This window comes from Ruegeria sp. YTSA075 (assembly GCF_059610245.1).
The window spans coordinates 64,704-90,593 of sequence record NZ_JBXWNG010000008.1 but is presented as its reverse complement, the minus strand read 5'-3'; the positions used below and the strand labels follow the sequence as shown (position 1 = coordinate 90,593).

Annotated in this window: 29 protein-coding genes and 1 riboswitch; of the genes, 19 read left to right on the top strand and 10 right to left on the bottom strand. The window is 56.8% G+C overall.

All coding sequences use genetic code 11. The annotated features are described in order from the left end of the window. Window positions 1-104 precede the first annotated feature (104 nt). The 6 genes from AC2FGE_RS14945 to trmB all read left to right on the top strand — a co-directional run bounded on the left by AC2FGE_RS14945 (window position 105) and on the right by trmB (window position 6,196). The gene (locus tag AC2FGE_RS14945; protein WP_353012261.1) at window positions 105-1,127 is read left to right on the top strand and encodes a PhoH family protein; all 1,023 of its coding nucleotides are present in this window, start codon (window positions 105-107) and stop codon (window positions 1,125-1,127) included. 35 nt (window positions 1,128-1,162) lie between these two features. Next, entirely contained in the window at window positions 1,163-1,657 is a 495-nt protein-coding gene (gene ybeY / locus AC2FGE_RS14940; RefSeq protein ID WP_496820011.1) for an rRNA maturation RNase YbeY, read from the top strand. Between the two features lie 36 nt (window positions 1,658-1,693). After that, the gene (locus tag AC2FGE_RS14935; RefSeq protein WP_496820010.1) at window positions 1,694-2,581 is read left to right on the top strand and encodes a hemolysin family protein; all 888 of its coding nucleotides are present in this window, start codon (window positions 1,694-1,696) and stop codon (window positions 2,579-2,581) included. Continuing rightward, entirely contained in the window at window positions 2,578-4,095 is a 1,518-nt protein-coding gene (lnt, locus tag AC2FGE_RS14930) for an apolipoprotein N-acyltransferase (RefSeq protein WP_496820008.1), read from the top strand. Before AC2FGE_RS14935 ends, lnt begins: the two co-directional genes overlap by 4 nt. Before the next feature lie 20 nt (window positions 4,096-4,115). After that, a riboswitch (SAM-SAH riboswitch) is annotated at window positions 4,116-4,164 on the top strand. A 5-nt stretch (window positions 4,165-4,169) separates the two neighbouring features. Then, window positions 4,170-5,351 (top strand): methionine adenosyltransferase, encoded by a 1,182-nt coding sequence (gene metK, locus AC2FGE_RS14925; protein ID WP_496820007.1) that lies wholly within the window; start codon window positions 4,170-4,172, stop codon window positions 5,349-5,351. A gap of 134 nt (window positions 5,352-5,485) precedes the next feature. After that, window positions 5,486-6,196: a tRNA (guanosine(46)-N7)-methyltransferase TrmB gene (gene trmB / locus AC2FGE_RS14920; RefSeq protein ID WP_496820006.1), complete on the top strand. Its 711-nt coding sequence runs from the start codon at window positions 5,486-5,488 to the stop codon at window positions 6,194-6,196. Here trmB and AC2FGE_RS14915 read toward each other — a convergent pair. Further along, complete coding sequence (locus tag AC2FGE_RS14915) at window positions 6,193-6,996, bottom strand: hypothetical protein (protein ID WP_496820005.1); 804 nt, start codon at window positions 6,994-6,996, stop codon at window positions 6,193-6,195. The genes trmB and AC2FGE_RS14915 overlap by 4 nt on opposite strands. A 184-nt stretch (window positions 6,997-7,180) precedes the next feature. Between AC2FGE_RS14915 and aroA the strand changes: the two genes are divergently transcribed. Together aroA and cmk are read left to right on the top strand one after the other, a co-directional pair. Further along, a complete protein-coding gene (gene aroA, locus AC2FGE_RS14910) occupies window positions 7,181-8,533 on the top strand; it encodes a 3-phosphoshikimate 1-carboxyvinyltransferase (protein WP_496820004.1) in 1,353 nt (450 codons plus the stop codon). Between the two features lie 8 nt (window positions 8,534-8,541). Continuing rightward, window positions 8,542-9,165, top strand: coding sequence for a (d)CMP kinase (gene cmk / locus AC2FGE_RS14905; RefSeq protein WP_496820003.1), 624 nt, complete (start codon window positions 8,542-8,544; stop codon window positions 9,163-9,165). Window positions 9,166-9,188: 23 nt separating this feature from the next. Here cmk and AC2FGE_RS14900 read toward each other — a convergent pair whose 3' ends face one another. Together AC2FGE_RS14900 and AC2FGE_RS14895 are read right to left on the bottom strand one after the other, a co-directional pair. Continuing rightward, entirely contained in the window at window positions 9,189-9,665 is a 477-nt protein-coding gene (locus tag AC2FGE_RS14900) for a YHS domain-containing (seleno)protein (RefSeq protein WP_496820002.1), read from the bottom strand. Continuing rightward, window positions 9,662-9,835, bottom strand: coding sequence for a hypothetical protein (locus tag AC2FGE_RS14895; protein WP_496820001.1), 174 nt, complete (start codon window positions 9,833-9,835; stop codon window positions 9,662-9,664). The genes AC2FGE_RS14900 and AC2FGE_RS14895 overlap by 4 nt, the downstream gene beginning before the upstream one ends. A gap of 48 nt (window positions 9,836-9,883) precedes the next feature. Between AC2FGE_RS14895 and AC2FGE_RS14890 the strand changes: the two genes are divergently transcribed. The 10 genes from AC2FGE_RS14890 (at window position 9,884) to AC2FGE_RS14845 (ending at window position 18,536) form a co-directional block, all read left to right on the top strand. Continuing rightward, entirely contained in the window at window positions 9,884-10,420 is a 537-nt protein-coding gene (locus AC2FGE_RS14890; RefSeq protein WP_496819999.1) for a hypothetical protein, read from the top strand. 167 nt (window positions 10,421-10,587) lie between these two features. After that, window positions 10,588-12,270, top strand: coding sequence for a tryptophan halogenase family protein (locus tag AC2FGE_RS14885; protein WP_496819998.1), 1,683 nt, complete (start codon window positions 10,588-10,590; stop codon window positions 12,268-12,270). Between the two features lie 134 nt (window positions 12,271-12,404). Further along, window positions 12,405-12,692: a DUF6525 family protein gene (locus AC2FGE_RS14880; RefSeq protein ID WP_496819996.1), complete on the top strand. Its 288-nt coding sequence runs from the start codon at window positions 12,405-12,407 to the stop codon at window positions 12,690-12,692. A gap of 266 nt (window positions 12,693-12,958) precedes the next feature. Beyond that, entirely contained in the window at window positions 12,959-14,635 is a 1,677-nt protein-coding gene (gene rpsA, locus AC2FGE_RS14875; RefSeq protein WP_480546320.1) for a 30S ribosomal protein S1, read from the top strand. A 271-nt stretch (window positions 14,636-14,906) separates the two neighbouring features. Then, the gene (gene ihfB, locus AC2FGE_RS14870; protein WP_480546322.1) at window positions 14,907-15,191 is read left to right on the top strand and encodes an integration host factor subunit beta; all 285 of its coding nucleotides are present in this window, start codon (window positions 14,907-14,909) and stop codon (window positions 15,189-15,191) included. Between the two features lie 7 nt (window positions 15,192-15,198). Continuing rightward, the gene (locus AC2FGE_RS14865) at window positions 15,199-15,549 is read left to right on the top strand and encodes a lipopolysaccharide assembly protein LapA domain-containing protein (protein ID WP_480547282.1); all 351 of its coding nucleotides are present in this window, start codon (window positions 15,199-15,201) and stop codon (window positions 15,547-15,549) included. Window positions 15,550-15,558: 9 nt separating this feature from the next. Then, window positions 15,559-16,212, top strand: a complete 654-nt coding sequence (locus AC2FGE_RS14860) for a phosphoribosylanthranilate isomerase (RefSeq protein WP_496819995.1) — start codon at window positions 15,559-15,561, stop codon at window positions 16,210-16,212. After that, entirely contained in the window at window positions 16,205-16,585 is a 381-nt protein-coding gene (locus tag AC2FGE_RS14855; protein ID WP_480546326.1) for a hypothetical protein, read from the top strand. Before AC2FGE_RS14860 ends, AC2FGE_RS14855 begins: the two co-directional genes overlap by 8 nt. A gap of 137 nt (window positions 16,586-16,722) precedes the next feature. Next, window positions 16,723-17,970: a tryptophan synthase subunit beta gene (gene trpB, locus AC2FGE_RS14850; protein ID WP_496819993.1), complete on the top strand. Its 1,248-nt coding sequence runs from the start codon at window positions 16,723-16,725 to the stop codon at window positions 17,968-17,970. 92 nt (window positions 17,971-18,062) lie between these two features. After that, complete coding sequence (locus AC2FGE_RS14845) at window positions 18,063-18,536, top strand: class I SAM-dependent methyltransferase (RefSeq protein ID WP_496819992.1); 474 nt, start codon at window positions 18,063-18,065, stop codon at window positions 18,534-18,536. Here AC2FGE_RS14845 and AC2FGE_RS14840 read toward each other — a convergent pair. The 7 genes from AC2FGE_RS14840 to AC2FGE_RS14810 all read right to left on the bottom strand — a co-directional run bounded on the left by AC2FGE_RS14840 (window position 18,533) and on the right by AC2FGE_RS14810 (window position 24,544). Further along, window positions 18,533-18,904 (bottom strand): DUF2237 family protein, encoded by a 372-nt coding sequence (locus tag AC2FGE_RS14840; protein WP_496819991.1) that lies wholly within the window; start codon window positions 18,902-18,904, stop codon window positions 18,533-18,535. The two genes, AC2FGE_RS14845 and AC2FGE_RS14840, sit on opposite strands and share 4 nt — an antisense overlap. 9 nt (window positions 18,905-18,913) lie before the next feature. Further along, window positions 18,914-20,077 (bottom strand): serine hydrolase domain-containing protein, encoded by a 1,164-nt coding sequence (locus AC2FGE_RS14835; protein WP_496819990.1) that lies wholly within the window; start codon window positions 20,075-20,077, stop codon window positions 18,914-18,916. An 81-nt stretch (window positions 20,078-20,158) separates the two neighbouring features. Then, on the bottom strand, window positions 20,159-20,842 hold the full coding sequence (gene pth / locus AC2FGE_RS14830) for an aminoacyl-tRNA hydrolase (RefSeq protein ID WP_496819989.1): 684 nt from the start codon (window positions 20,840-20,842) through the stop codon (window positions 20,159-20,161). Between the two features lie 122 nt (window positions 20,843-20,964). Beyond that, window positions 20,965-21,618: a 50S ribosomal protein L25/general stress protein Ctc gene (locus tag AC2FGE_RS14825; protein WP_496819988.1), complete on the bottom strand. Its 654-nt coding sequence runs from the start codon at window positions 21,616-21,618 to the stop codon at window positions 20,965-20,967. Between the two features lie 242 nt (window positions 21,619-21,860). Next, window positions 21,861-23,027, bottom strand: a complete 1,167-nt coding sequence (locus tag AC2FGE_RS14820; protein WP_496819987.1) for an alpha-hydroxy acid oxidase — start codon at window positions 23,025-23,027, stop codon at window positions 21,861-21,863. Window positions 23,028-23,184: 157 nt separating this feature from the next. Beyond that, window positions 23,185-23,976: a tryptophan synthase subunit alpha gene (trpA, locus tag AC2FGE_RS14815; RefSeq protein WP_496819986.1), complete on the bottom strand. Its 792-nt coding sequence runs from the start codon at window positions 23,974-23,976 to the stop codon at window positions 23,185-23,187. Window positions 23,977-24,055: 79 nt separating this feature from the next. Further along, the gene (locus AC2FGE_RS14810) at window positions 24,056-24,544 is read right to left on the bottom strand and encodes an acyloxyacyl hydrolase (RefSeq protein WP_496819984.1); all 489 of its coding nucleotides are present in this window, start codon (window positions 24,542-24,544) and stop codon (window positions 24,056-24,058) included. Between the two features lie 201 nt (window positions 24,545-24,745). Here AC2FGE_RS14810 and ychF point away from each other — a divergent pair, with 201 nt between their 5' ends. Then, on the top strand, window positions 24,746-25,843 hold the full coding sequence (gene ychF / locus AC2FGE_RS14805; RefSeq protein ID WP_496819983.1) for a redox-regulated ATPase YchF: 1,098 nt from the start codon (window positions 24,746-24,748) through the stop codon (window positions 25,841-25,843). Window positions 25,844-25,890 lie beyond the last annotated feature (47 nt).

Sequence of the window (25,890 nt, the reverse complement as noted above, 5' to 3'; positions counted from 1 at the left end):
GTAGGCGGTTTTGTCGACTTGGGCGGAAATTTTAAATCTGTGGCTTGCGCCTACCAAGAAATCTTGTCTACGCTCAGGGTGCAACGCCAAGACAGGAGAACGGATTGGCCACCGGTGCCCTAACCCCACCGCCAAATGAAATGCCCGCGCGCGAGGCGTTTGTAGAGTTTCCAGACAACCGATTGCTGATCGATCTTTGCGGCGAATATGATCGAAACCTGACCGAGATTGAACAAAAGCTGTCCGTGCAAATCGTGCGTCGGGGCAATCAACTGGTTGTCATGGGTGACGAAGATTCCCAGAAAAACGCCATCGAGGTGCTTCAGGCACTCTATACGCGTTTGGAAGGGGGGCGCGACGTCGAAGCTGCGGATGTGGATCGCGAGCTGCGCATGGGCAATGCTGAGCAGGATACCGGCAGTCGTGACGGTGATCAGCTTGAGATGTTCAAGGGCGGTTCGGTCGAGATCAAGACCCGCAAGAAGCTGGTTGAGCCGCGCACCGATGCGCAGAAGGCTTATGTGCAGTCGCTGTTCAACAATGAATTGGCCTTTGGGATTGGCCCAGCGGGCACGGGTAAGACCTATTTGGCCGTAGCAGTTGGCGTGTCGATGTTTATCGGCGGCCATGTGGACCGGATCATCCTAAGCCGACCAGCCGTCGAGGCGGGTGAAAAGCTGGGCTACCTGCCGGGCGATATGAAGGATAAGGTCGATCCTTACATGCAGCCGCTATATGATGCGCTGAATGATTTCCTGCCGGGCAAACAACTGGCGAAACTGATCGAAGAAAAGCGAATCGAAATTGCGCCGCTGGCCTTTATGCGGGGCCGCACATTGGCAAATGCCTTTGTAGTGCTGGATGAGGCGCAGAATGCCACGACCATGCAAATGAAGATGTTCCTGACCCGTCTGGGGGAAGGCAGCCGCATGGTCATCACCGGTGACCGGTCGCAGGTTGACCTGCCGCGCGGGGTTCAGTCGGGGCTGGCAGATGCCGAACGTTTGCTAAAGACGATCCCGAATATCAGCTTCAACTACTTCACGTCCAAGGATGTTGTGCGCCATCCGCTTGTCGCCGCGATCATCGAAGCGTATGAGGCCGATGCAGGCCGTGAGACGGGTTAGAACCAGGGCCTTGCAATGGGCCTTGGACTGGTGAAATGAACCTGGAACTAACCATTGAAGATTCGCGCTGGCACGATTTGGAACGTCTTGCCACAGAAGTCATTGCCGAGGTTCTGCGCTTTCGGGGCCTCGACCCTGAGATATGCGAAGTCAGCCTGTTGGGCTGTGATGATATCCGCATCGCCGAACTGAACGCTGAGTTTCGCGGCAAACCTGCCCCGACCAATGTATTAAGCTGGCCTGCCGAGGATCTGTCCCCGGAAACGGCAGGCGCTACGCCCAACGTGCCCCAACCGGATTTCACGGGTGAAATTGCGCTGGGTGATATTGCGATTTCCTATGAAACCTGTGTCCGCGAAGCAGCCGATGCGGGCAAACCAATGACCGATCATGTGACGCATCTGATCGTTCATGGTACGTTGCATTTGTTGGGCTATGATCACATTCGTGACCCTGATGCCACCCTGATGGAGGCTGTTGAGGTCAAGATACTTGGCAAAATGGGTATCGATAACCCATATAATGGATGAAGCGGGTACATTCACCCGGACTATTGGAACAGGATAATGGGCGACACAGACGGCAGTTCTAGGGCGGCGCATAGCGCGCAACCACAGGACAGCAGCATTGAAATCGAAGAGAAGGGCAGCTTCTTTTCAAGGATATTTGACGCATTTTCTGGTCAGAATGATGATCAGAAAGAGGTGGTGAACGGACAAGAGACCACGGCCGCTCAACCCCGTGGAATGATCAATCTGCGCCGGATGCGGGTCGAAGATGTAGCGATCCCTACGGCCGAGATCATTTCGGTTCCTTCTACCATCACCAAAGATGAGCTAGCGCAGGTCTTTCGGGACAGCGGTCTGTCGCGCATACCAGTCTATGAAGGCACACTGGACACGCCTCTGGGGTTTGTTCACCTCAAGGATTTTGCGCTTACTCATGGATTCAACGGCGGTTCGGCTGAGTTTGATCTGACCTCCATGCTGCGCACATTGCTGTTTGTGCCGCCGTCGATGCCGATCGGTGTTCTAATGACAAAGATGCAGACCGAACGTCGGCATATGGCATTGGTGATCGATGAGTATGGTGGCGTTGATGGCTTGCTGACCATCGAGGACCTGATCGAACAGGTCGTCGGTGAAATCGCCGATGAACATGACGCTGACGAAGATCAGCTATGGTTCCAGGAAAAGCCAGGCTGTTACGTTGTTCAGGCGCGTGCTCCGCTGGAAGATTTTGAAACTGAAATCGGATGCTCTCTCACCAGTCACGAGGATGTGGACGAAGAAGAGATCGACACTCTGGGTGGTCTGGTCTTCATGCTGTCGGGCCGTGTTCCGACACGGGGTGAAGTTGTGCTGCATCCAGAAGGTCCCGAGTTCGAAGTGATCGATGCCGATCCGCGTCGCATCAAGCGTTTGCGTGTCATGTTGCCGGAACTGACTGCATGACCCTTGTCCGGGGCTGGCCACTCAGCCTGAGGATCATTTTAGCGGCAGCACTGGGCGCGCTGGGTGCGTTTGGCCTGGCGCCATTCGGGTATTGGGGCGCGACGCTTGTTGCTTTGGTTCTGATTGCGCCGCTCTTTCTGGCCTCCGAGACCAGTCGGCGCGCTGGGCTTTTGGGATGGGCCTTTGCGACCGGCTATTTCGCCCATGCGCTGGGCTGGATTGTTGAACCGTTTCAGGTGGACCCCGAGCGCCACGCTTGGATGGCCCCCTTTGCTTTGGTGTTTATGGCAGGTGGGCTTGCGTTGTTTTGGGTCGCGGCGTTTTGGGCCGCCCGTCGGATTCACGGCACAGGCATGCAGCAGGCCGTTTTGCTGGCTTTGACTTTGTCGCTTGCTGAGTTCGCGCGCGGCTATGTGCTGACCGGGTTTCCGTGGGCGGGCTTTGCACAGATCTGGGTCGATACACCTGTGGCGCAGCTTTTGTCTTTGATCGGGCCGTATGGTTTGGGCGCGCTTACACTGTTGGTGACTTTGCCCTTGGGGGCGGCGCTGGCGCGCGGGGAAGGCTTTGTTGCTCCGGGTGTTTTTGCCATCGCCAGCGTGGTTTTCGCGTTTGTCTATGCAGGTATCAGACCCGCCGTGGAGCAGACCGATAATGTCGTAAGGCTGGTGCAACCCAATGCGCCGCAGCATCAGAAATGGGATCCGGATTACGCGTCTTTGTTCTTTGCGCGTCAGATCGAGTTTACCGCGGCTGCACCACGGCCCGATCTGATCGTTTGGCCGGAAACAGCGGTGCCAGCCTGGTTGAGCCGCGCGGGTCCATTGTTGGAAACGATTGCTGGCGCGGCGCAGGGCACGCCTGTCGTGTTCGGCATTCAGCGCGCGGATGGGTTGCAGATTTTCAACTCGCTGATCTATCTAGATGAAACCGGTGTGCAGCGGGGGGTGTACGACAAACATCATCTTGCCCCGTTTGGGGAATACGTCCCGTTTGGCGATCTGCTCGGGCGTTTCGGCGTTCATGGCTTGGCCGCCACGACCGGCCACGGGTTCAGCGCCGGGCCCGGCCCGTCCCTGTTGGAAGCCGGAAAGTTGGGCCGCGCTTTACCGTTGATTTGCTACGAAGCCGTGTTTCCACAAGACGTCAATGGCGCCCCGGATCGGGCTGATTTCCTATTGCAGATCACCAATGATGCGTGGTTTGGCACCCGCTCAGGGCCCTATCAGCACCTGGCGCAGGCTCAAATGCGGGCCATTGAGCAGGGCTTGCCGCTGATGCGATCCGCCAATACCGGTGTCTCGGCTATGATCGACCCGCTGGGCCAAATCACACAGGCATTACCGTTGGGCGAAGCGGGATTCGTGGATGCCATGCTGCCTGCGCCGCACGCACCGACGGTCTATTCGCGTTTTGGAGATAACCCGGTTCTGATCTTTGTATTGTTCCTGTTCGCCGGGTCTTGCTTCTTGGCCTATCGGGGGCGCACCGAATTACCGATTGACCCGGAGTAGCAAGGCGCGTATCTCCGCAAAACCTGTCACAACGGCTTCCTGACGTGGCGGAGAAATCTTAATGGAGCAATCTTATGTCCAGACAGAACTATACTTTCACTTCGGAATCAGTTTCCGAAGGGCACCCGGATAAGGTTTGTGACCGTATCTCGGATGCCGTCCTTGACGCATTTCTGAATGAAGAACCCGAAGCGCGCGTGGCGTGCGAAACCTTTGCGACCACCGACCGTGTCGTCATCGGTGGAGAAGTAGGTCTGTCCGATCAGGAAAAGCTGCATGACTATATGGGCCGCATCGACCAGATTGCGCGCGACTGTATCAAAGATATCGGCTATGAGCAGGACAAGTTTCATCACGAAACGGTCGAAGTGACAAACCTGCTGCACGAACAATCAGCCCATATCGCTCAGGGTGTGGATGCCTCTGGCGAAAAGGACGAAGGTGCCGGCGATCAGGGCATCATGTTCGGCTACGCCACCACAGAAACCCCTGCGCTGATGCCTGCGCCGATCCAGTATTCGCACGCGATCCTGCGGCGTCTGGCCGAGGTCCGCAAGAACGGGACAGAGCCTGCATTGGGACCGGACGCAAAATCGCAGCTGTCGGTGGTGTACCGCGACGGCAAGCCCGTTGGTGTGAGTTCGATCGTACTTTCGACCCAGCATCTGGACGAGGCGCTGAGCTCGGATGACATTCGCGCAATTGTCGAGCCCTATATCGCAGAAACTCTGCCTGATGGCTGGCTGTCGTCCGAGACCGAATGGCACGTGAACCCTACCGGAAAATTCGTCATTGGCGGCCCGGATGGGGATGCGGGTCTGACTGGTCGTAAGATCATTGTCGACACCTATGGCGGTGCTGCGCCCCATGGTGGTGGTGCATTCTCGGGCAAAGATCCAACTAAGGTGGACCGTTCTGCAGCCTATGCCGCGCGTTACCTGGCCAAGAACGTGGTCGCCGCCGGTATGGCCGAGCGCTGCACGATCCAGCTGAGCTATGCGATTGGGGTTTCCAAACCTCTGTCGATCTATGCAGACACCCATGGGACCGGCCAGCTTCCGGATGCGCAGATCGAAAAAGCGGTTGGCCAAGTCATGGATTTGACCCCGCGCGGCATCCGCGAACATCTGCAGTTGAACAAACCGATCTATCAGCGCACTGCCGCTTACGGCCATTTTGGTCGCGAACCGGATGCGGATGGCGGCTTCAGCTGGGAACGCACCGATCTGACCGACGCCTTGAAACAGGCCGTCTAACGACCGTGATCCAAAGGTGCGCCCTGACGGGCGCGCTCTTTTCTCTGTGAAAATGCTTGAAGGGGGGCGAGCTGACGCCGCCTCTGACATGACCGCCCTTGAACCGGTGTCCTCTGCGCAGTAAGGGCACGGTCATGAGCACCCAAACACCCCAACGCCCCCGCAGAAACTTTTATGGTCGCTTCAAGGGCAAGACCCTGAAGCAAAGCCAGAAGACGTATCTGAACGAGGACCTCGATGCTTTGTCGCCGGGGGAAGTGGACTGGGGTGTCAACCCGGAACGCCATCCGTTGGACCTTGATGCCCTGTTCGGCGGCAAGGATGTCTGGCTTGAGATCGGCTTTGGCGGTGGTGAGCATTTAGTACATCAGGCCGCAACCAACCCGGATATCGGGATTATCGGAGCCGAACCTTATATCAACGGCGTTGCGATGTTGCTGGGGAAAATCCGCAAGGCGGGAGTTCAGAACCTTGCCGTTCACCCCGGCGATGCACGCGACCTGTTTGATGTGTTGCCCGAGGCCAGTATCTCGCGCGCTTTCCTGCTTTACCCTGACCCATGGCCCAAGAGACGGCACCACCGCCGCCGCTTTGTCACGCCCGAGCATCTGGAACCAATGGCGCGGGCGCTCAAACCGGGGTCGATCTTTCGGGTCGCGACTGACATCCCCGACTATGTGCGCCAAACGCTGGAAGAGGTTCCGCGCGCTGGCTTCGAATGGCTGGCGGACCGGCCCGCAGATTGGCGCGAGCCGTGGGGGGACTGGATTTCAACCCGTTATGAGCAAAAGGCCCTGCGCGAAGGCAGGACCCCGCATTATCTGACCTTCCGACGGTTGGGCTAAGCGTCGTTCAGGCTGGGGAAGGTACGCCCTTTGGCAAACCATGCGATCCCAAAGGCCCATAGGGCGATGGCTTCGACGAAGAAGGTTAGGTTCAGGCTATTCCACCAGTCGACGAAGTCTGTCCCGAACTTGTCCTTGATGTAGAGAGCGGCAACGCAGGCCAGAATAGTGATCCCGCAGATCGTGTACAACCGGTTGCGTTTGCGTTTGCTGTCGATCAGAACACCGTTTTTCTCGTGCCGCTCGGGGACCACACGTTTGAGTACGATCAGGCAGTAGAGGCCCAGATAGATAAATAAGATGCCAGCCGCGATCAAATGCCAGTTGCTGGCAGTGCTGAAGAGGTTGAAAAATCCCTGATGCGGCGCCTCTGCGACGGTGATTGGCGGGCCGCTGGTGACTTCTACAAAGACGCGGGACAGGAAGGTTTCCTGACCCTCGCACCCGGTGCCGAGTGTCGGGATTGAGGCGACAATGAACGCTCCGACACCTGCAACGCTACTGAGAGTGTCTTCGAAAAATGTATCACCGGTATAAGCGATCAGAAAACCGCCAATGAAATACAGCAGGCCGACGAAGATTGTGCCAAGAAACTGGGCATAGTAGAAATGGCTGATACTGTCGCGGAAACAGCTTTCTCCGAAAACGGCCCCGGCTGCCAGAACAATGGGCAGGCCAAAAGCGACCAATCCGACCAGAAACGCCAGCCGTTGTTCCAGTTTGCTTTCTGTGCGCGTGGGGTCAACGGGGTGGAAAAGCTGCGTTGGTCCGCGCTCCAACATGTTGGGTGATCTGTTCATGATAAAATCCTAAGCTTTGACAGATAAAATAAATCAATTGAGATGAATGGCTTCAGTATACCGTAAATCGGGTGTTTTGCACAGAATCGAAGAAACAGGCCTGCAGTCTAGGGCTTTGGCGCTGGACCCTGCGCCCCCAATTCGATAATCGGCCAGAGGACTGATAGCGAAAACAGGAGCCCCCATGTCCGGACACGGCACGCCCATCCCGATGACCTCGCATCCCAGCGGCCCGCTGCAAGGCACGGCCGAAGTGCCTGGCGACAAGTCGATCTCGCATCGGTCGCTGATCTTGGGGGCGATGGCTGTGGGTGAGACACGGATCACCGGCCTGCTGGAAGGTGAGGATGTTCTGGACACCGCCAAGGCGATGCGTGCCTTTGGGGCCGAGGTGACAGACCACGGGGGTGGCGAATGGTCGGTCCATGGCGTGGGCGTCGGTGGTTTTGCAGAACCCGATCAGGTGATCGATTGCGGCAATTCAGGCACTGGTGTGCGGCTGATCATGGGCGCCATGGCAACCTGTCCGATCTCGGCCACGTTCACAGGGGATGCCAGCCTGAACAAACGCCCTATGGCGCGAGTTACTGATCCGCTTGCCTTGTTTGGCACGCAATCTGTGGGCCGCTCGGGAGGGCGCTTGCCGATGACAATCGTGGGCGCCGCTGAGCCTGTTCCGGTGCGCTACGAAGTGCCGGTGCCGTCTGCACAGGTCAAATCTGCTGTGTTGCTGGCGGGGCTGAATGCGCCCGGCAAAACTGTGGTGATTGAGAAAGAAGCCACCCGCGATCATTCCGAACGGATGCTGGCGGGTTTCGGGGCCGAAATCACCGTTGAGGACACGGATGAAGGGCGGGTGATCACTCTGACCGGTCGCCCTGAGTTGAAGCCGCAGGTCATTGCCGTGCCACGCGACCCTTCCAGCGCGGCTTTCCCGGTTTGTGCGGCGCTTATCACGCCCGGCTCAGACGTGCTGGTGCCGGGTATTGGCTTGAACCCGACCCGAGCGGGTCTGTTTACCACGCTGCGCGAGATGGGGGCTGATCTGACTTATGAGAACGAGCGCGAAGAAGGCGGCGAACCCGTCGCTGATCTGCGTGCGAAGTATTCGCCCAACATGAAGGGGATCGAGGTGCCACCCGAACGCGCCGCCTCGATGATCGATGAATATCCGGTTCTGTCCGTTGTGGCCGCCAACGCAACCGGCACCACGATGATGGGCGGCGTTAAGGAGCTGCGCGTGAAGGAAAGCGATCGGATCGACGCGATGGCCCGTGGCCTGCGCGCGAACGGCGTCACCGTGGAAGAAGGTGATGACTGGTGGTCGGTTGAAGGGCTGGGTATCGGGAACGTGCCCGGCGGCAAAACCTGCGAGAGCTTTCTGGATCACCGCATCGCCATGTCGTTTATGATCCTTGGAATGGGGGCCAAGACCCCAGTAACCGTTGATGATGCAGGACCAATCGCAACATCGTTCCCCATTTTCGAGCCTTTGATGGCGGGCCTTGGGGCGCGGCTTGTCAGAAACAACCGGTGAGCCGGGCGATGACCTACAGCTTCACCGTTGCGATTGATGGCCCGGCGGCGGCGGGAAAGGGCACGATCTCAAAGGCAGCAGCGGCGCATTTTGGATTTGCGCATCTGGATACGGGGTTGCTGTACCGCGCGGTCGGGCGCCATACTTTGCTGGGCGTGGATCCGGTGGAAGCCGCGCAGACATTGACGGCTGAGGATTTGGATCAGGGCGATCTGCGCACAGCTGAGATCGCTCAGGCTGCTTCGAAAATCGCTGTGATCCCCGAGGTTCGCGCAGCGCTTGTTGATTTCCAACGCGCCTTTGCCCGGCGAGCAGGCGGTGCCGTACTGGATGGGCGGGACATTGGGACTGTGATTTGCCCGCAGGCCGAGGTGAAGCTGTTCGTCACCGCAAGTGCTGAGGTTCGGGCCGAGCGTCGGTTTCTTGAACTACAGGCCAAAGGCGCTGATGTGACCCGTGATCAGGTTCTGGCGGATGTGAAAGAACGCGATGCGCGCGATGCTGAGCGCAGCACAGCGCCGATGAAACCGGCCGAAGATGCCGTGATGTTGGATACCACAGATCTGAGCATCGAGGCCGCTTTGAACCAGGCCCTGGCCGCGATCAACGCGAAACTGCCCGCAACTGATTAAAGCCACGGGCAGCAAGGCGTAGTTTACAGATCGCCAACTGCGATGCTTTGAATGTTGGCCCACTGATCGTCCGCCGTTTTTGCGGTGCCAGCAACATCCTTCAAAAAGGCGGCGCGGGTATCTGCATTCAAGAACAGGTACAGTTTGCCATCGGCAATCAGGTATTGATCCGGATCACCATCGAACTTCTTGCCGACCGATACGCCAAACGAACAGAAACCGCCGTGTTGAGGCAGATACGCCACCGGGTTCGCCTCGAATGCTTCGAGGTTTGCGGCGGTAGTAAAATAGTATGATGCGCCATCATAGGTTGCTGTGTGGGTTGCGAAGCCTTCGACCGGGTTGCCGTTATTGACCAGTGCGACCAGATCAACACCGTGGGCAGCCAGCGGCGCACCTGCGGCTGAGATGCCGTTCGAGACGTTGATTTCATCCGCCGCAAAGGCCGGTGTGGTCAGGGCAATGGCAGCCGCGAGGGCGGTCAAAAATTGAGTTTTCATTGTGCGTTTCCTTGTTGCTTTGGGTTCAGGTCGATCACTGTGGCGACCGATGAAACATAGCTAGGCGAGGGTGATCGGACGTTTAATCGCAGATAGGTCGCGAATACTTGCAGATCGTACAACTTGTCGGATTGCAGGCTTTTGCTGTTCACCAAGCTTTGTTTGGTCATGCGAAACATCAGGCCATATGTTCACCCTATGCCAGCAGGAGAGACGCCATGATCCGACTAGCCCTGATTTTGTTCCTCGCCGCCGGAAGTTTGATGGCGCAGGAGGCTCAGCCCGAGCAGCCAGATGTCGAACCTGCGATGACATATGAGCGTCTGGGCAAGATCCTCTTTGCGCTCGACCCCGAAGCGCAGCCCTTTGGACCAGGGTTTCAGCTGACGATATCAGAACAGACAGTGCTGGTTGTCACCGATACGACATTGGATCGGATGCGGGCTTTGGTTGCGATTGGCAGCGCCGAAGATTTGTCGCCCGCAGACCTGCAGCGCATGATGCAGGCAAATTTCGACAGCACGCTGGATGCCCGCTATGCCATTGCCAATGGCACACTATGGGCGGCGTTCATCCATCCCTTGTCCCGGCTGGATAAGGACCAATTGATCTCGGGTCTGGCCCAGACTGTAAACATCGCAATCACTTATGGCACTCTGTACACAGGTGGTGCGGCCGAGTTCGGTGGCGGCGACAGTCATGACTTGCAACGCGAGTTGCTCGAAGAGCTGTTGAAGAAGGGCGAGGAAATCTGATCGCAGCTAACGATCCCCCATCCAGTTTGATAGCCGCATACCAAAGACCCTAGCTGGATGCAGTAAAGCTGCTATAGTCTCCTGCAAGCTAAATGGGAAAGCCGCCAAAAACCTCAAAAAATGGGGGGGCGGTTACAAAATCCCAAAAGCCAACAGGGACAGAAAATATGAATAATCGTTTGAGTAAGATCACCATCGTCGGTGGTGGTACGGCGGGTTGGATGACTGCGCTGATCCTGGACATGGTGTTTTCACGCACTTCCGCAACCAAGGATCGTCCGCGTATCTGCCTGATCGAAAGCCCCAACATCTCGACCGTCGGTGTGGGCGAGGCGACTGTGCCGCGTATGCCGGTCACATTGCGCCAGGCGGGGATTTCCGAGCGGGATTTTTTTCGTGAAACCAACGCTTCGTTCAAGCTGGGCGTGAAGTTCTGTAACTGGAACAAGGATGCCAAGGGAAATCGTATCGACTACGTGAACCCTTTTGCCCATGGTCAGATGTTGGAAGGGCTAGAGGCCGCAGAATACTTCCTGCGGTTCGGCAATGGGGATCGTGATTTTACGCAGTCAATCGCGCCTCATGATGATCTGGCCCGCTTGTGCAAAGGTGCGCGGCCGTTGGGTGCACCTGAGTTTGAGCAGCGCTTTGGCTATGCATATCATCTTGATGCGGTAAAGTTTGCCGGCATGCTCACACGGGTTTGCACTAAGCGTGGTGTGGAGCATATTCAGGATGAGGTGCAGTCGGTCGAGTTGGACGAGCAGGGCAATGTCAGCCACCTGATGCTGGAGCGCAAAGGGCGGCACGACATCGAGATGGTCATCGACTGTACCGGCTTCCGGGGATTGATCATCAACCAGGCGTTGGGCGAGCCGTTTATGGATTATTCGGACTATCTGCCCAATGACCGCGCCATGGCGTTGCAGATCGAGCATCCCGATCCCGAAAAAATCGAAAGCGTCACGCGATCTACCGCGCTGGGCGCGGGCTGGACATGGCGCGTGCCGCTCTACAATCGGGTCGGCACGGGCTATGTGTTCTCATCGGCGCATCGGACCGATGATCAGGCGGCAGATGAGTATCTGGAATGGCTGGGCGACAGCGGTAAAGGGGCGACCCCGCGCGTTATCCCAATGCGCATCGGGCGCGTGCGCAATGCCTGGGTCAAGAATTGTCTGGCCATTGGCCTGTCCGGTGGGTTTATCGAACCGCTTGAGAGCACCGCGATCCATATGATTGACCACGCCATCCGCTGGTTTGCCGAGCATCTGCCCACGCGCGATATCGAGCCTTCGTTGCGGGCGCGATATAATCGCCAGATGAACAAGCTGTATGATGAGGTTCTGGACTTCATCTGCCTGCATTACCGCTTGGGAAATCGCACGGATGATCAGTATTGGATTGATGCGCGCACCGAGATGAAGATTCCGGACCGTTTGGCCGAGAACCTTGAGCTGTGGCAGCACCGTCTGCCAATGGAGCACGATATCGAGTTCGCAACCCTGTTCAATTTCCGGGTCTATCAGACAGTTCTGTTGGGCAAACAGGTCTATGACACAGGCTATGGCGCGGGGATACGCGACCGGGTACGTCCGCTGAAGAAGCCGATCTGGTTCCAATGGTGGAAGGGGGCCAAGGTGGATCTTGCGCAGATTCTGCGAACCATGCCGGACCACAAAACCCTGTTGCGCGATATTCGTGGAGAGCTGGACAAACCCGCCTTTGACAAGGCTGTGGCAGCACCGACAGTGGCAATGCCTGGGCAGGTACCCGCGCCTGTGGCGATCCAGAATATGCCGAACCTTGCCGAGATCCAAAGCGGCAGAAAGGACTTGCAGCTTTTCTAAGGAACTAGCGACGGGGCGATTAGAGGCATCTGTCAAGCACTGGTGCTCTGGTTACTAAATGCCCTGCGCCCTGAGTTTATAACGTGGTCAATCCGTGTTGCAGCTCGTGGTGAGAAATGTAATATCATCACGTAATGAGGCAACCGAGATCCCAGTATAAATCCGGCGCAGGCCGCAATCTGCGGAGTGATTTGAAACGCCGCCGCCGACGGGCATCGCCTATGCAGGCCTATGATGACTTGCCGCAACCGTTGCGGCATTGGTTGGCACAGGCCTGTCTGCCGTGGAGCCCAAGCTCGGCCCTGAAAATCTGGAAACGAATTGACGGTGCCAAAAATCCCGTGGCAGCGATTGGTCGCTTGAATGCGGTTGAGCAGGCGATGTTGCAAAAGGATTCGAAGGTCTGGTCCCAATCCGGCTGATTACACGACGGTGCCTAGATTAGCCTGGGCCATGAAAACATGGGCTTTGCCCTTGCGCCCGCACTGAAATCCGCCTATACGCGCGCTGTCGATACATGGGCGGTCAACGCCCGGATGACGTTTCTGAGCAGGGCCGGGTTACCTCGGCCCTTTGTGTTTGTTTGCTCAGGGGCGCACCGGATCACGCCTGACGACATCATGAAACAAGACCGGCGGAGACAACCGCTCGGCCAGCAAAAACGTATTGTAAAGGAAAACGACGCCACATGGCTGATACATCTATGGAGGAATTCGAAGCCCTCCTGAACGAAAGCTTCGAAATGGACACACCCGAAGAGGGGTCTGTTGTCAAAGGTAAGGTTCTGGCGATCGAAGCCGGCCAAGCCATCATCGACGTAGGCTACAAAATGGAAGGCCGCGTTGATCTGAAAGAATTCGCAAATCCCGGCGAAGCCCCTGAAATCGCTGTTGGTGACGAGGTAGAAGTTTACCTGCGTGCCGCAGAAAACGCCCGTGGCGAAGCCGTCATCTCGCGCGAGATGGCCCGCCGTGAAGAGGCATGGGACCGTCTGGAAAAAGCATATGCCGACGACCAGCGCGTCGAAGGTGCAATCTTTGGTCGCGTCAAAGGCGGCTTCACCGTCGATCTGGGAGGCGCAGTTGCGTTCCTGCCCGGCTCGCAGGTTGACGTTCGCCCCGTGCGCGACGCTGGTCCGCTGATGGGTCTGAAGCAGCCGTTCCAGATTCTGAAAATGGACCGCCGCCGTGGCAACATCGTTGTGTCGCGTCGCGCAATCCTGGAAGAATCGCGTGCCGAACAGCGTGCTGAAGTTATCGGCAACCTGTCCGAAGGTCAGACCGTCGAAGGTGTTGTCAAGAACATCACCGAATACGGTGCATTTGTTGACTTGGGTGGCGTTGACGGCCTGCTACACGTTACCGACATGGCATGGCGCCGTGTGAACCACCCATCCGAGATCCTGACGATCGGCGAAACCATCAAGGTTCAGGTCATCAAGATCAACAAAGAGACCCACCGCATCAGCCTGGGCATGAAGCAGCTGCAGGAAGATCCGTGGGATCTGGTTGCTGCGAAATACCCGCTGGGCTCGGTCCATCAGGGTCGCGTCACCAACATCACCGACTACGGCGCGTTCGTCGAGCTGGAAGCCGGTGTCGAAGGTCTGGTGCACGTATCCGAGATGTCCTGGACCAAGAAAAACGTCCACCCCGGCAAGATCGTTTCGACCAGCCAGGAAGTCGACGTCATGGTTCTGGAAATCGACGGCGCCAAGCGTCGAGTGTCTCTGGGCCTGAAACAGACTCAGCGCAACCCATGGGAAGTGTTTGCAGAAACACACCCCGAGGGCACCGAGGTCGAAGGCGAAGTCAAGAACATCACCGAATTCGGTTTGTTCATTGGCCTCGAAGGCGACATCGACGGCATGGTTCACCTGTCGGATCTGTCTTGGGACGAGCGTGGCGAAGACGCCATCCAGAACTACCACAAGAACGATGTGGTACAGGCTGTTGTCTCGGAAGTGGATGTCGAGAAAGAGCGTATCTCGCTGTCGATCAAGGCCCTGGGCGGTGACAAGTTCGCCGAAGCCGTGGGCGGCGTGAAGCGTGGCTCGATTATCACCGTTGAGGTCACCGCGATCGAAGATGGCGGCATCGAGGTTGAGTACGAAGGCATGAAGTCGTTCATCCGTCGTTCGGACCTGTCGCGTGATCGTGCCGAACAGCGCCCTGAGCGTTTCAACACCGGCGACAAGGTCGACGTCCGGGTCACCAACGTTGACAGCAAGACCCGCCGTCTGGGCCTGTCGATCAAGGCGCGCGAGATTGCGGAAGAGAAAGAGGCCGTGGAACAGTACGGTTCCTCCGACTCGGGTGCGTCGCTGGGCGATATCCTGGGTGCAGCGCTGAAATCCGGCGACTAAGTCCAGGGCGCAAGCCTGAACAACATGATCGGCCCTGTACATCCGTGCGGGGCCGTTTTTGTTGCGAATCAATATGTTCCGATTCTTCGACCTATCCGGCTGATCGTTCGCGCTTTAGGTGTACAAAGCGGGTGAACTGGCAAAAAATCGCGTGAGTCTGTGCCAAATTCAGGCACTCGCGCCCATAGTTTGCTTTCCCCTGATCCGGCTTTTTCCCTATACTGTCAGAACAATAGACCTGACATATTGGCCGCCTGGGAGGGTAACGCGAATGATCCGTTCAGAATTGATTCAGAAGATTGCCGATGAAAACCCACATCTCTACCAGCGTGATGTCGAGCGGATCGTGAATACCGTATTTGAAGAAGTCACCGATGCCATGGCGCGTGGTGATCGGGTGGAGCTGCGCGGCTTTGGCGCGTTTTCAGTGAAAAAGCGCGACGCACGTGTGGGTCGGAATCCCAGAACCGGTGAGACGGTTCAGGTTGAAGAAAAATCTGTACCGTTTTTTAAAACCGGCAAGTTGCTAAGGGACCGATTGAACGGTAAAGCCTGATCCCATGATGCGCTACCTTCGATATGCTTTTCTGGCCAGCTTGGGGATCATCCTGATCTCGATTTCACTGGCCAATGTCAGCTCGGTCGAGCTGAAGCTGATGCCCGATGCTTTGGCAGAACTGCTGGGCTTTAACCTGTCCATCTCATTGCCGCTTTTCATCGTCGTTTTGGGCGGTGTTGTGGCCGGGCTGGTCATCGGCTTCCTGTGGGAATGGCTGCGTGAGCACAAGCATCGCAAAGACGCGTCGGTCAAGAAAAGCGAAGTGCGCAAGCTTGAGCGCGAGGTCAAGAAGCTCAAGAAAAAGCAGAACGAAGACAAAGACGAAGTTCTGGCCATTCTCGACGAGGCGAGCTGAGCCTACACCATGGCCGAGATATCCGTCAAAATCTGCGGCCTCACCGCGCCAGATCACGTGCGTGCCGCGGTTGATGCTGGTGCACGGTACTTGGGGTTCAACTTTTTCCAAAAATCACCACGATATGTTTCACCCGAACAGGCCGCCGGGTTGGTGACCGATGTCCCGGTTGGTGTGGCTAAGGTCGCGCTGGTTGTGAACGCCACGAATGAACTGCTTGATAGCATCACACAGGCTGCACCGTTCGACATGCTGCAATTGCACGGGGCCGAGACAGTCGCGCGGGTGCAAGAGGTCAAGGATCGCTATGGTTTGCCCGTCATAAAGGTCATCGGTGTTTCCGATGCCGAGGACCTGACCGCAATCGATATCTATAGCGAGGTCGCCGATCAGCTGCTAATCGACGCGAAGGCCCCCAAAAATGCAGTTCTGCCCGGCGGCAATGGCTTGGCGTTTGACTGGCGCCTGCTGGCCGGGCGCAAATACTGGCGCAAACCCTGGATGCTGGCCGGTGGGTTAACCCCGGATAATGTTGGCGAAGCGATTCATATGACCGGCGCACGGCAGGTTGATGTCGCATCGGGGGTTGAAAAGGCACCCGGTGTAAAGGACGCTGACATGATCAAAGCGTTCATCGCAGCCTGTCGGGGAGAATATGTCTGATCCATATGAACTGCTTCTGGGCGAGCGGAAGACTGTTACCGAGAAAGACATTGATTTCTTTGCCGAGAATCCGGATCGGATCGATCTGCTTAACACGCGTGAGACTGGTAAGGATAAGCGATTGGTGGCGTTAATTCTTAGCGCCGTGGCTTTTATTGTTCTCTCAAAGCTAGTTGTCGCTCGGTATCCTGATTTGTTGGTCCAGTTGGTCAGCGATGTGTTTGTTGATCTTTTCTTCGAACTGGGGGCGGCATTGATTGGCGCGGCTGTCACAGTTCTTTTGATCAATCGTTCGTCACTACGGCAGATGCATGAAAACTTGGAACTGCGGCGTGAAATTGAACGTCGGATCGCAGAACGGCAGGCCAAGTGATCTAGGATTCGACTCAAACCTCGATTGTAGAATGGGTCCGGTGTCGGTCATTAGAGCCTAAGGCAAAGTGTACGTTTTGCCATGGCAAATTCCGCACCTACCTCCTATGAACATCAGGTACGACGAGGGAGACACCCATGGCCAACGATCTTTTCAATTCCTTCATGTCCGGTCCGGATGAACAGGGCCGCTTTGGCATCTTCGGCGGGCGGTTTGTCAGCGAGACGCTGATGCCGCTGATCCTTTCGCTGGAAGAGGAATATGAAAAGGCCAAGGATGATCCCACCTTCTGGGCCGAAATGGATGATCTGTGGGCCAACTACGTGGGTCGCCCGTCGCCGCTCTATTATGCGGAACGTCTGACGCAGCATTTGGGCGGCGCGAAGATCTATCTGAAACGCGATGAGCTGAACCACACCGGCGCTCACAAGATCAACAACGTGTTGGGCCAGATCATTCTGGCGCGCCGCATGGGCAAGACCCGGATTATTGCTGAGACCGGAGCAGGGCAGCACGGCGTCGCCACCGCCACCGTCTGCGCCAAGTTCGGCCTGAAATGTATCGTCTATATGGGTGCGCATGATGTGCAGCGTCAGGCCCCGAACGTGTTTCGGATGCGTCTGCTGGGCGCCGAAGTGATCCCGGTGACTTCAGGCCGTGGCACGTTGAAAGACGCGATGAACGACGCACTGCGCGACTGGGTGACTAATGTGCGCGACACGTTCTACTGCATTGGCACGGTGGCCGGTCCGCACCCGTATCCGGCGATGGTGCGCGATTTCCAGTCGATCATTGGCAAGGAAGCGAAAGAGCAGATGATGAAGGCTGAGGGCCGCCTACCCGACACGATCATCGCAGCCATTGGTGGAGGCTCGAACGCCATGGGCCTGTTCTACCCGTTCCTCGACGACAAGGACGTCAACATCATTGGCGTCGAAGCTGGCGGCAAAGGCGTGAACGAGAAGATGGAGCATTGCGCCTCACTCACTGGTGGACGTCCGGGCGTGCTGCATGGCAACCGCACCTATCTGTTGCAGGATGACGATGGTCAGATTCTCGAAGGCTATTCGATCTCGGCTGGTCTCGACTATCCGGGCATCGGGCCAGAGCATTCCTGGCTGCACGACATCGGCCGGGCCAACTATGTCTCGATCACAGACAAAGAAGCGCTGGAGGCGTTCCAGCTCTGCTGTGCCACTGAAGGCATTATTCCGGCGCTTGAACCCAGCCACGCTCTGGCCCATGTCATGAAGATCGCGCCCGACCTGCCCAAAGATCACCTGATCTGCATGAACATGTGCGGACGTGGTGACAAGGACGTGCAGACTGTGGCCAAGTATCTGAACTTCGATATGTCGGATACCGAAGGGCGTTCAGCAGACTAGCTCTGGAGCTGTGAGACTGGAATGGATTGTGTCGGGCTGCGCCCATAGGCAACCCGTCTCAATCCATCAAGCCCGAACAGCTTTGAAATACGATGCCACGGCGCCCGGATGGGCGGACAATATGCAGTTGTACAACCGCACGATTCCGGCAGCTTGCTAGGGCCATCCGAGAGCATGTTGTTTCGGGCAAAAAAGTGCTCTTGCCTGACGCGGTGCTGATGCAGCGTTCACGAAAACGGGCTGTCAGAGTTCAAGGCGTACAGCAACCCTATGATGGTATCCTGGCGGCGCATATCCTGGAACATTGTCCTGATCCGGTCGATGCATTGCGTCAAATGCGCGAATTGGCTGCACCGGGGGCGACACTTTGGCTGGTCGTAAGCAAACCGCATTGGTGCAATGTGATCATATGGTTGCAGTGGCGCCACCGAACCTATCGGCCAGACGTGGTGGAAAAATGCTGGTGCCAATCAGGTTGGGTTTTGGAGGTTGAGCACAGTTTTCCAACCGGCCCGCCGTCGCTCACATCCCGTGGATATCGCGCAGTGGCGATACAAGGACATTAATCAGAGCGCTTGGCTTCCAATGCCTTCAGCGGAACGATCTCCAACGCCCGCTGATGCGTTGCTTCAAGATGCACCATCGGGGCACAGCCTTCGTCATAGGCCTGCAGGAAACGACTTGCACAAAGGCACCAGCTGTCACCGGGGTTAAGACCCGGAAAATCAAACTCGGGGCGCGGTGTGCTGAGATCATTGCCCACATATTTGGAATAGGCCAGGAATTCAGCCGTCATGACGGCGCAGACCGTGTGGCTGCCCTGATCCTCGGGGCATGTGTTGCAGGCTCCGTCCCGGAAAAACCCGGTCAGAGGATCGCGTGAACAGGGGGCCAGCACGCCCCCCAGAACATTGATACTGTCTTGTTTCTGCATATGGCAACCTTACAGGCTTCGGGCGATGCTGCGAAACATTTCAATATTTTCTTCGCTGACGCCCGGATCGCGAAAGCGCCGATCTGCGCCGGTCGTGACGATTAGAACGTCGCGAGCCTGGTCAAAGTAGATGTATTGCCCGTAAACGCCACGTGCCATGAATTCACCGTTTTCGGCACCAACTGGGATCCACCATTGGTAGCCATAGCCGATTTTGCCCGGTTTGGTTGGTGATGATGCCGCTGTTGATACAGCGATCCAATCCGCCGGAACCAGCTGTTGCCCATTGTGTACGCCGTTTTGCAAGATCATCTGTCCAAAACGGGCGAAGTCACGCGTGGTGAAGTTCAACCCACCAAGGACAAAGGCCACGCCAGCGCCGTCCGTCACATAGTAGCCGTCATGCTCCAAGCCCAAGGGTTGAATGATTTTTTCGGTCAGCAGGTCGGTAACGCTGCGCCCGGTGGCCCCGCGGATCACCATGCCCAACACATGCGTGTCGATCGAAACATATTGATAGGTCTCTCCCGGAGGCGCGAAACTTTCGTTAAGCGAGGCGGCAAACTCATCCAGCTCACCGCCTAAGGCCACGATACGGCCCATACGGTTGATGTCTGAATTGGGGTCCAGGTAATCTTCGTCAAAGGTTACACCGCTGGCCATGTTCAGCACATTCCGGATCGTGGCGCCGTCATAGGCGCTGCCCTTCAACTGCGGGGCGTATTGCACGACAGGATCGTCCAGTGAGGTAATCGCGCCTTCGTTCAGCAAGATGCCGAACAAGGCCGACAGATAGCTTTTTGCAACCGACCAAGAAATCCGCCGGTCATCCGCGCCGGTGCCCAGATAATATTCTTCAAACCGAACCTCACCGTTTTGCATGACCAGCAAAGAGGTCACGGCGCGTTCATCAACCCATTCATCTGTGCCGTCGGGAAGGTCAAAGCCAACCACATAGGGCAATTCCCAAGTTGGTCCGTTTCCACGGGGCAGGGGGGCGGTCAGAAACGCCTCATCCATGTGCGAGAAGTTGTGAACGATCTTCTCTTCGGAAAACAAAGAGTTCACAGCCATCAAGCGCTGAATCTCTTCACGCTTCCAGACCCCAACCGCGATTGCCGCCAGCACCAGGGTCAAAGTGATGCGCAGCAGCCATTTGAACACAGTTCTCATGCAACCCTCCCTGTTTCAGTTACATAGGAGCGTTGCAGGAGGCGTTGCGCAATCAATACGTAACGGAAAGCACGATCAGGATTACTTGAACTTATCCAGCAGTTTTTGCATGGCCGTCCGGTCATCTGCAGCTGGTTCGGGTCTTTCAGCGGGCTTAGATGCGGGGTTGTCGGCCGGAGACGTTTTGGATGACCGCGCGGGTGCAGTACGCAGCGCAACGGCGTTCATGAATTTGCCACCCTCATCCATTGCCAGATGTTCAGCCCCCTCTGAGACACCGCGCAGTACATTGTCCAGCCAGTCGCCCTCAGCTTTGGCAAAATCTGATAGGACGTAAGGCGATACCATTTCCTTGCGGCCAGGGTGGCCGATGCCCAGGCGCACCCGATCATAGGCCGCCCCGATGTGGTCGTGGATCGACCGCAACCCATTGTGACCCGCATGGCCGCCGCCCGCCTTGACCCGAACCTTGCCAGGGGCCAGGTCCAGTTCATCGTGAAAGACGGTTACATCCGTTGATTGAAGGTTGTAGAACCGCATCGCTTCGCCAACCGACTGGCCCGAACGGTTCATGAAAGTCTGTGGCTTTAGCAGCAATATCTTTTCCGAGCCCAATCGCCCTTCGGCAATCTCGCCCTGGAACTTTGATTTCCACGGGCCAAACCCATGATTTTCGGCAATCCGATCCAAAGCCATGAAACCGATATTGTGTCGGTTTCGGGCGTATTTTGAGCCCGGGTTCCCCAGTCCGACAAACAGTTTCATTCTCTGGTCCTTGTGCAGTGCAACAGGTTGATGGCACGGAATTGCACCTGTTTCCAGCCCGACCAAAAGAAAACGGGGCCTGAAAAGGGCCCCGTTTCATGTCTGAACTTTTGGGTCCAGGCTTATTCTTCGGCGTTTTCCTGACCGACGACTTCTACTTCGTCTGCGGCCACGTCATCGCTTTCTTCATCGTCGCTTGTCGACAGCCCGGTCGGCGCCGAGATGTTGGCGATCACAAAGTCACGGTCGATGGTCGGCTTGGTGCCAGCCGGCAATTCAACCGAGGAAATGGTTGCAACGTCGTTGATCTCCATCCCGGTCAGATCAACGGTGATCTTTTCAGGGATGTCACCGGCGGTGCACATCAGTTCAACCTCAGGGCGGACAACGGTCAGAACGCCGCCCTTTTTGATGCCGGGGGCTGCTTCTTCGTTGACAAACTCAACCGGAATGTACAGCGCGATCTTTGTGGTCCGACGCAGGCGCATCAGGTCCAGGTGGGTCGGCAGGTCTTTGACGATATCACGCTGAACGTCACGGCAGATGACGCGGACGTCTTCGTGACCGTCAACCTTCAGGTTCCAAAGGGTCGACTTGAACCGGCCAGCCTTCAGGCGCTTGAACAGTTCGTTGAACGGGATTTGAATCGGTAGCGGCTCTTTGTCGCCACCAAAAACAATGCCCGGAACCATGCCATCGCGGCGTGCCTGACGAGCGGCGCCCTTGCCTGTCCCCGTCCGTTCCAGAGCTACGAGATCAGGAATCTCTCCAGCCATGATAATTCTCCAATGTTAGGGCGGGCATCCTCCAAGGCTGTATGCCCGCGTGAAGCCGCGTCCTTAGCTTGATTCACCTCGTTTGGAAAGGGGTTTTTGACTGTCTGCAATTTTGCGAGGCTCTGCCTCGCGCTCCGGGATATTTTTAGCCAGATGAATAAAGGATCCAGACTTCATCTGGCTGTAAATATTCCCGGGGAGGCGCCCGGTACGGGCGACGGGGGCAGCGCCCCTTATGTCTCTCACTTCTGCCAGCGACCGCCGAAATCTTGGGGCACCAACAGATTGTGTCGACCTAGGTCGGCCACATTGCGTTCCCCGCATAAGGCCATGGTTGTATCAAGTTCTTTCTGAATGACTTCTAGCGCTGTTGTAACGCCCTTCTGGCCCATCGCGCCTAACCCGTAGACAAAGGCGCGCCCGATATAGGTGCCCTTAGCGCCCAATGCCAATGCCTTGAGAACGTCTTGCCCGGACCGGATGCCGCTGTCCAGATGAACCTCGATGTCGCTACCAACAGCATCCATGATTTCGGGCAGCATTCGGATCGAACTGAGCGCGCCGTCCAGTTGGCGACCGCCGTGGTTCGATACGACGATGGCGTCTGCCCCCAGTTTGGCAGCCATCTTCGCATCTTCGGCATCCAGAATGCCTTTGAGGATCACCTTGCCGCCCCATTGTTCCATGAGCTTTTCAACCTTTGACCAATCCAGGCTGGGGTCAAATTGTTCAGCCGCCCAAGCGCCCAAAGAGGAAGCGTCCGAGATGCCTTCCACATGGCCGACGATGTTCCCGAATTCACGCCTTTGGGCGCGCAGCATCTCGATACCCCAGGCCCATTTGGTCATCAGGTTTGCTATGGTTTTTGCGGTCGGTTTTGGCGGGGCGGACAGCCCATTCTTCAGATCCTTGTGCCGCTGACCCAGGATCTGCAGGTCCAGCGTGATCACTAGCGCTGAACATTTGGCCTCTTTTGCACGCTGGATCAGCCGATTGACATAGTCGGTATCTTTCATCGTGTAGAGCTGAAACCAGAAGGGTCTGCTGGTATATCCTGCCACATCTTCAATCGAATTGATGGACATCGTCGATAACGTAAACGGCACACCAAAATCCTCGGCTGCCTTGGCCGCTTTCATCTCGCCATCGGCATGTTGCATTCCGGTCAGGCCTACCGGAGCAAGCGCGACTGGCATCGCGACTTCCTGCCCGATCATCTGAGACGCGGTTGAACGCCCGGCCATGTCCACCGCAACCCGCTGGCGCAGGCGGATCTGTTCGAAATCCGAGCTGTTTTCGCGAAAGGTCTGTTCAGTCCAGCTGCCGCTTTCGGCGTAGTCATAGAACATGCGCGGTACGCGTCGTTCATAGATACGTTTTAGGTCGTCGATGGTAGTGATGACAGGCATTTGCTCGGCTCTTGAAGGGATTGGTTTGTTTTCTTTACCAATTTACGCCAAAGATCGCAACGCTGGATAATTTCGGTTGAGGGACATGGCCGCACAGAGAAAAGCCGCGCTCAGCAGGGGCTGACTGCGGCTTCGGTTCTAATTTTGGTGAAGAAAGTCAGGCGGAATGCGCACCATCCGCCAGAGTTTTTACAAATTCTAGCACGTCGGGCACGGGCTTGCCTGCCCCGATCTGGCTGACAATGGCAGACCCCACGACCGCGCCATCCGCGACTGATGCGATGGCGCGAGATTTTTCGGGTGTGTTGATTCCAAAGCCCACGATCACGGGCAGATCACTTGCGGATTTGATACGCGCGACCTCGGGTCCCACGTTAGTGGCCTCGGCCTCGGCTGCGCCGGTGATCCCGGTGATCGATACATAGTAGACAAAGCCAGAGGTGTTTTGCAGCACGCGTGGCAGGCGTTTGTCATCAGTTGTGGGGGTGGCGAGGCGAATGAAGTTCAGGCCTGCGGCCTGCGCTGGCAGGCAAAGCTCGTCATCTTCTTCCGGGGGCAGATCCACAACGATCAACCCATCAATACCAGCGGCTTTGGCGTCGGACAGAAACGCGCCAACACCGTGGCTGTAGATCGGGTTGTAGTAGCCCATCAGCACGATAGGCGTAGTGTCGTCCGCTTCGCGAAAGCTGCGGGCCAGATCGAGGGTGCGCTTCAGCGTCATGCCTTGATCCAGCGCCCGCTGGCCCGCAGCCTGAATGGTTGGTCCGTCCGCCATTGGATCGGTAAAGGGCAGGCCCAGCTCGATCACGTCGACACCTGCGCCGGGCAGACCTTTGACCACCTCGAGTGAAGTGTCGTAGTCAGGATCGCCCGCCATGATATAGGCAACGAATGCCTTTTTGCCTTCGGCTCTCAGGGCGGCGAATTTCGCGTCGATACGGGTCATCGGGTGTCCTTGCAGTCAGGTTTGAACCTGATGTGCAGAAACTTTGCCCGAAAATCAATCCCGCCCGGGTCTGATCGGCTCAGAAGCCCAGATGATACCGTACGAGCACCGCGTTTACGCCCGGGTTGAACTCTTGCGTGCTGGCATTGGATTTATGCGTGATGGCCACCGACACTTTGTTACCGCTATTCAGGGTATAGCCCAGGCCCAGCAAGCTGCGGATCTGAAAACTCCCGCCCAGATCGTTCAGATCATTGCCTTCGTTGTAGTAGCCGGGCATTACGCTGCCTTCGACGAACCAGCGGTCATTCAGATTGTAGATGCCGACGAGGCCTGCGCCGATATGGGTATCGCCGTCTTCGTCTACCGAAAGGGCTGCACCCCAGCTCGCGCTGAACCGGGTCGCCTGATGGAAGGGGCGATGCTGATATTCAAGGGATACGATGCCTTGATCCACCGACGCACTGTCAGAATAATCTGCATATCCGGCCCCAAAGATCACAGTCTGGGCCTGCGTAACTGCCGGGGTGGCAAGTGCAATCAGGGACGCGAAAAGGAAAGTCTTCATAGCCGGAGTTCTTCAGTTGTTATGTATACATGCGCTAAGTGGCTACCCTAAATCGTATTTTTCAATCGGTACAAGAACACGATTGGGGAACAGTTTTGTGATGTGACCTATCGGCCCCATGCTTCGCAGGCCCGAGCTATTGCTTGCGCATTCCACTTTAGGTGCATAGAAGACGCCGTCACATCGCTTCAGGAGGCCATCATGGGCTTTAAAATGGGAATTGTGGGTCTGCCGAATGTCGGCAAGTCGACCCTGTTTAACGCGCTGACCAAAACAGCTGCGGCGCAAGCTGCGAATTTCCCGTTTTGCACAATCGAACCAAATGTCGGTGATGTGGCCGTGCCGGATGACCGGCTGGATAAGCTGGCGGCGATTGCGTCTTCCAAGCAGATCATCCCGACGCGTATGACCTTTGTGGATATTGCAGGTCTGGTGAAGGGGGCCTCAAAAGGCGAAGGGCTGGGCAACCAGTTTCTGGCCAACATTCGCGAGACCGACGCTATTGCCCATGTGCTGCGCTGTTTCGAAGATGGCGACGTAACCCATGTGGATGGCCGGGTTGATCCGGTGGCCGATGCTGATACGATTGAGACAGAGTTGATGCTGGCCGATCTGGAAAGCATCGAAAAGCGCCGCGCCAATCTGGTGCGCAAGCTAAAGGGCAATGACAAAGAGGCGCAGCAGCAGGACCGTTTGCTGGCCGAGGCGCAAGAGATGTTGGAAAGCGGCAAGCCCGCGCGTCTGGTTGAAGTGTCCGACGAAGACGCCAAGGCCTGGAAGATGCTTCAACTTCTGACGACCAAGCCGGTGCTCTATGTCTGTAACGTGTCCGAAGAAGAAGCCGCCGAAGGGAATGAATATTCGGCCAAGGTCGCCGAAATGGCCGCGGGCCAAGGCAATTCGCATGTCATCATCAGCGCCAAGATCGAGGAAGAGATCAGCCTGCTGGAAGAGGATGAGGCCCAGATGTTCCTTGAGGAAATGGGTTTGGAAGAACCCGGCCTCGACCGTCTGATCCGCGCAGGCTACGACCTGCTGAAACTGGAAACCTATTTTACCGTTGGCCCGAAAGAGGCCCGCGCCTGGACCATCCGCACCGGCACCGCCGCACCGCAGGCTGCTGGCGTGATCCATGGGGATTTTGAAAAGGGTTTCATCCGGGCTGAGACCATTGCCTATGAGGACTATATCGCCGCGAATGGCGAACAGGGCGCGAAAGAAGCAGGTAAGATGAGGGCCGAGGGGAAAGGCTACATCGTCAAAGATGGCGATGTGATGCACTTTCTGTTCAACACCTAAAGTCGCGCAACGGGTATTGCGATTGACGCTGAGATCACCCAGCGCTA

Bases quoted from the DNA above. Each gene is read 5' to 3' on its own strand.
- AC2FGE_RS14860 (WP_496819995.1), top strand. From the start codon at position 15,559: ATGGCCGAGATATCCGTCAAAATCTGCGGCCTCACCGCGCCAGATCAC.
- aroA (WP_496820004.1), top strand. From the start codon at position 7,181: ATGTCCGGACACGGCACGCCCATCCCGATGACCTCGCATCCCAGCGGC.
- ychF (WP_496819983.1), top strand. From the start codon at position 24,746: ATGGGCTTTAAAATGGGAATTGTGGGTCTGCCGAATGTCGGCAAGTCG.
- trpA (WP_496819986.1), bottom strand. From the start codon at position 23,976: ATGACCCGTATCGACGCGAAATTCGCCGCCCTGAGAGCCGAAGGCAAA.
- pth (WP_496819989.1), bottom strand. From the start codon at position 20,842: ATGAAACTGTTTGTCGGACTGGGGAACCCGGGCTCAAAATACGCCCGA.
- cmk (WP_496820003.1), top strand. From the start codon at position 8,542: ATGACCTACAGCTTCACCGTTGCGATTGATGGCCCGGCGGCGGCGGGA.
- AC2FGE_RS14825 (WP_496819988.1), bottom strand. From the start codon at position 21,618: ATGGCTGGAGAGATTCCTGATCTCGTAGCTCTGGAACGGACGGGGACA.
- AC2FGE_RS14935 (WP_496820010.1), top strand. From the start codon at position 1,694: ATGGGCGACACAGACGGCAGTTCTAGGGCGGCGCATAGCGCGCAACCA.
- AC2FGE_RS14840 (WP_496819991.1), bottom strand. From the start codon at position 18,904: ATGCAGAAACAAGACAGTATCAATGTTCTGGGGGGCGTGCTGGCCCCC.
- rpsA (WP_480546320.1), top strand. From the start codon at position 12,959: ATGGCTGATACATCTATGGAGGAATTCGAAGCCCTCCTGAACGAAAGC.
- AC2FGE_RS14810 (WP_496819984.1), bottom strand. From the start codon at position 24,544: ATGAAGACTTTCCTTTTCGCGTCCCTGATTGCACTTGCCACCCCGGCA.
- trpB (WP_496819993.1), top strand. From the start codon at position 16,723: ATGGCCAACGATCTTTTCAATTCCTTCATGTCCGGTCCGGATGAACAG.
- AC2FGE_RS14880 (WP_496819996.1), top strand. From the start codon at position 12,405: ATGAGGCAACCGAGATCCCAGTATAAATCCGGCGCAGGCCGCAATCTG.
- AC2FGE_RS14865 (WP_480547282.1), top strand. From the start codon at position 15,199: ATGCGCTACCTTCGATATGCTTTTCTGGCCAGCTTGGGGATCATCCTG.
- AC2FGE_RS14900 (WP_496820002.1), bottom strand. From the start codon at position 9,665: ATGAAAACTCAATTTTTGACCGCCCTCGCGGCTGCCATTGCCCTGACC.
- AC2FGE_RS14915 (WP_496820005.1), bottom strand. From the start codon at position 6,996: ATGAACAGATCACCCAACATGTTGGAGCGCGGACCAACGCAGCTTTTC.
- AC2FGE_RS14845 (WP_496819992.1), top strand. From the start codon at position 18,063: ATGCCACGGCGCCCGGATGGGCGGACAATATGCAGTTGTACAACCGCA.
- AC2FGE_RS14885 (WP_496819998.1), top strand. From the start codon at position 10,588: ATGAATAATCGTTTGAGTAAGATCACCATCGTCGGTGGTGGTACGGCG.
- AC2FGE_RS14835 (WP_496819990.1), bottom strand. From the start codon at position 20,077: ATGAGAACTGTGTTCAAATGGCTGCTGCGCATCACTTTGACCCTGGTG.
- metK (WP_496820007.1), top strand. From the start codon at position 4,170: ATGTCCAGACAGAACTATACTTTCACTTCGGAATCAGTTTCCGAAGGG.
- AC2FGE_RS14820 (WP_496819987.1), bottom strand. From the start codon at position 23,027: ATGCCTGTCATCACTACCATCGACGACCTAAAACGTATCTATGAACGA.
- ybeY (WP_496820011.1), top strand. From the start codon at position 1,163: ATGAACCTGGAACTAACCATTGAAGATTCGCGCTGGCACGATTTGGAA.
- AC2FGE_RS14855 (WP_480546326.1), top strand. From the start codon at position 16,205: ATGTCTGATCCATATGAACTGCTTCTGGGCGAGCGGAAGACTGTTACC.
- trmB (WP_496820006.1), top strand. From the start codon at position 5,486: ATGAGCACCCAAACACCCCAACGCCCCCGCAGAAACTTTTATGGTCGC.
- AC2FGE_RS14895 (WP_496820001.1), bottom strand. From the start codon at position 9,835: ATGACCAAACAAAGCTTGGTGAACAGCAAAAGCCTGCAATCCGACAAG.
- lnt (WP_496820008.1), top strand. From the start codon at position 2,578: ATGACCCTTGTCCGGGGCTGGCCACTCAGCCTGAGGATCATTTTAGCG.
- AC2FGE_RS14890 (WP_496819999.1), top strand. From the start codon at position 9,884: ATGATCCGACTAGCCCTGATTTTGTTCCTCGCCGCCGGAAGTTTGATG.
- ihfB (WP_480546322.1), top strand. From the start codon at position 14,907: ATGATCCGTTCAGAATTGATTCAGAAGATTGCCGATGAAAACCCACAT.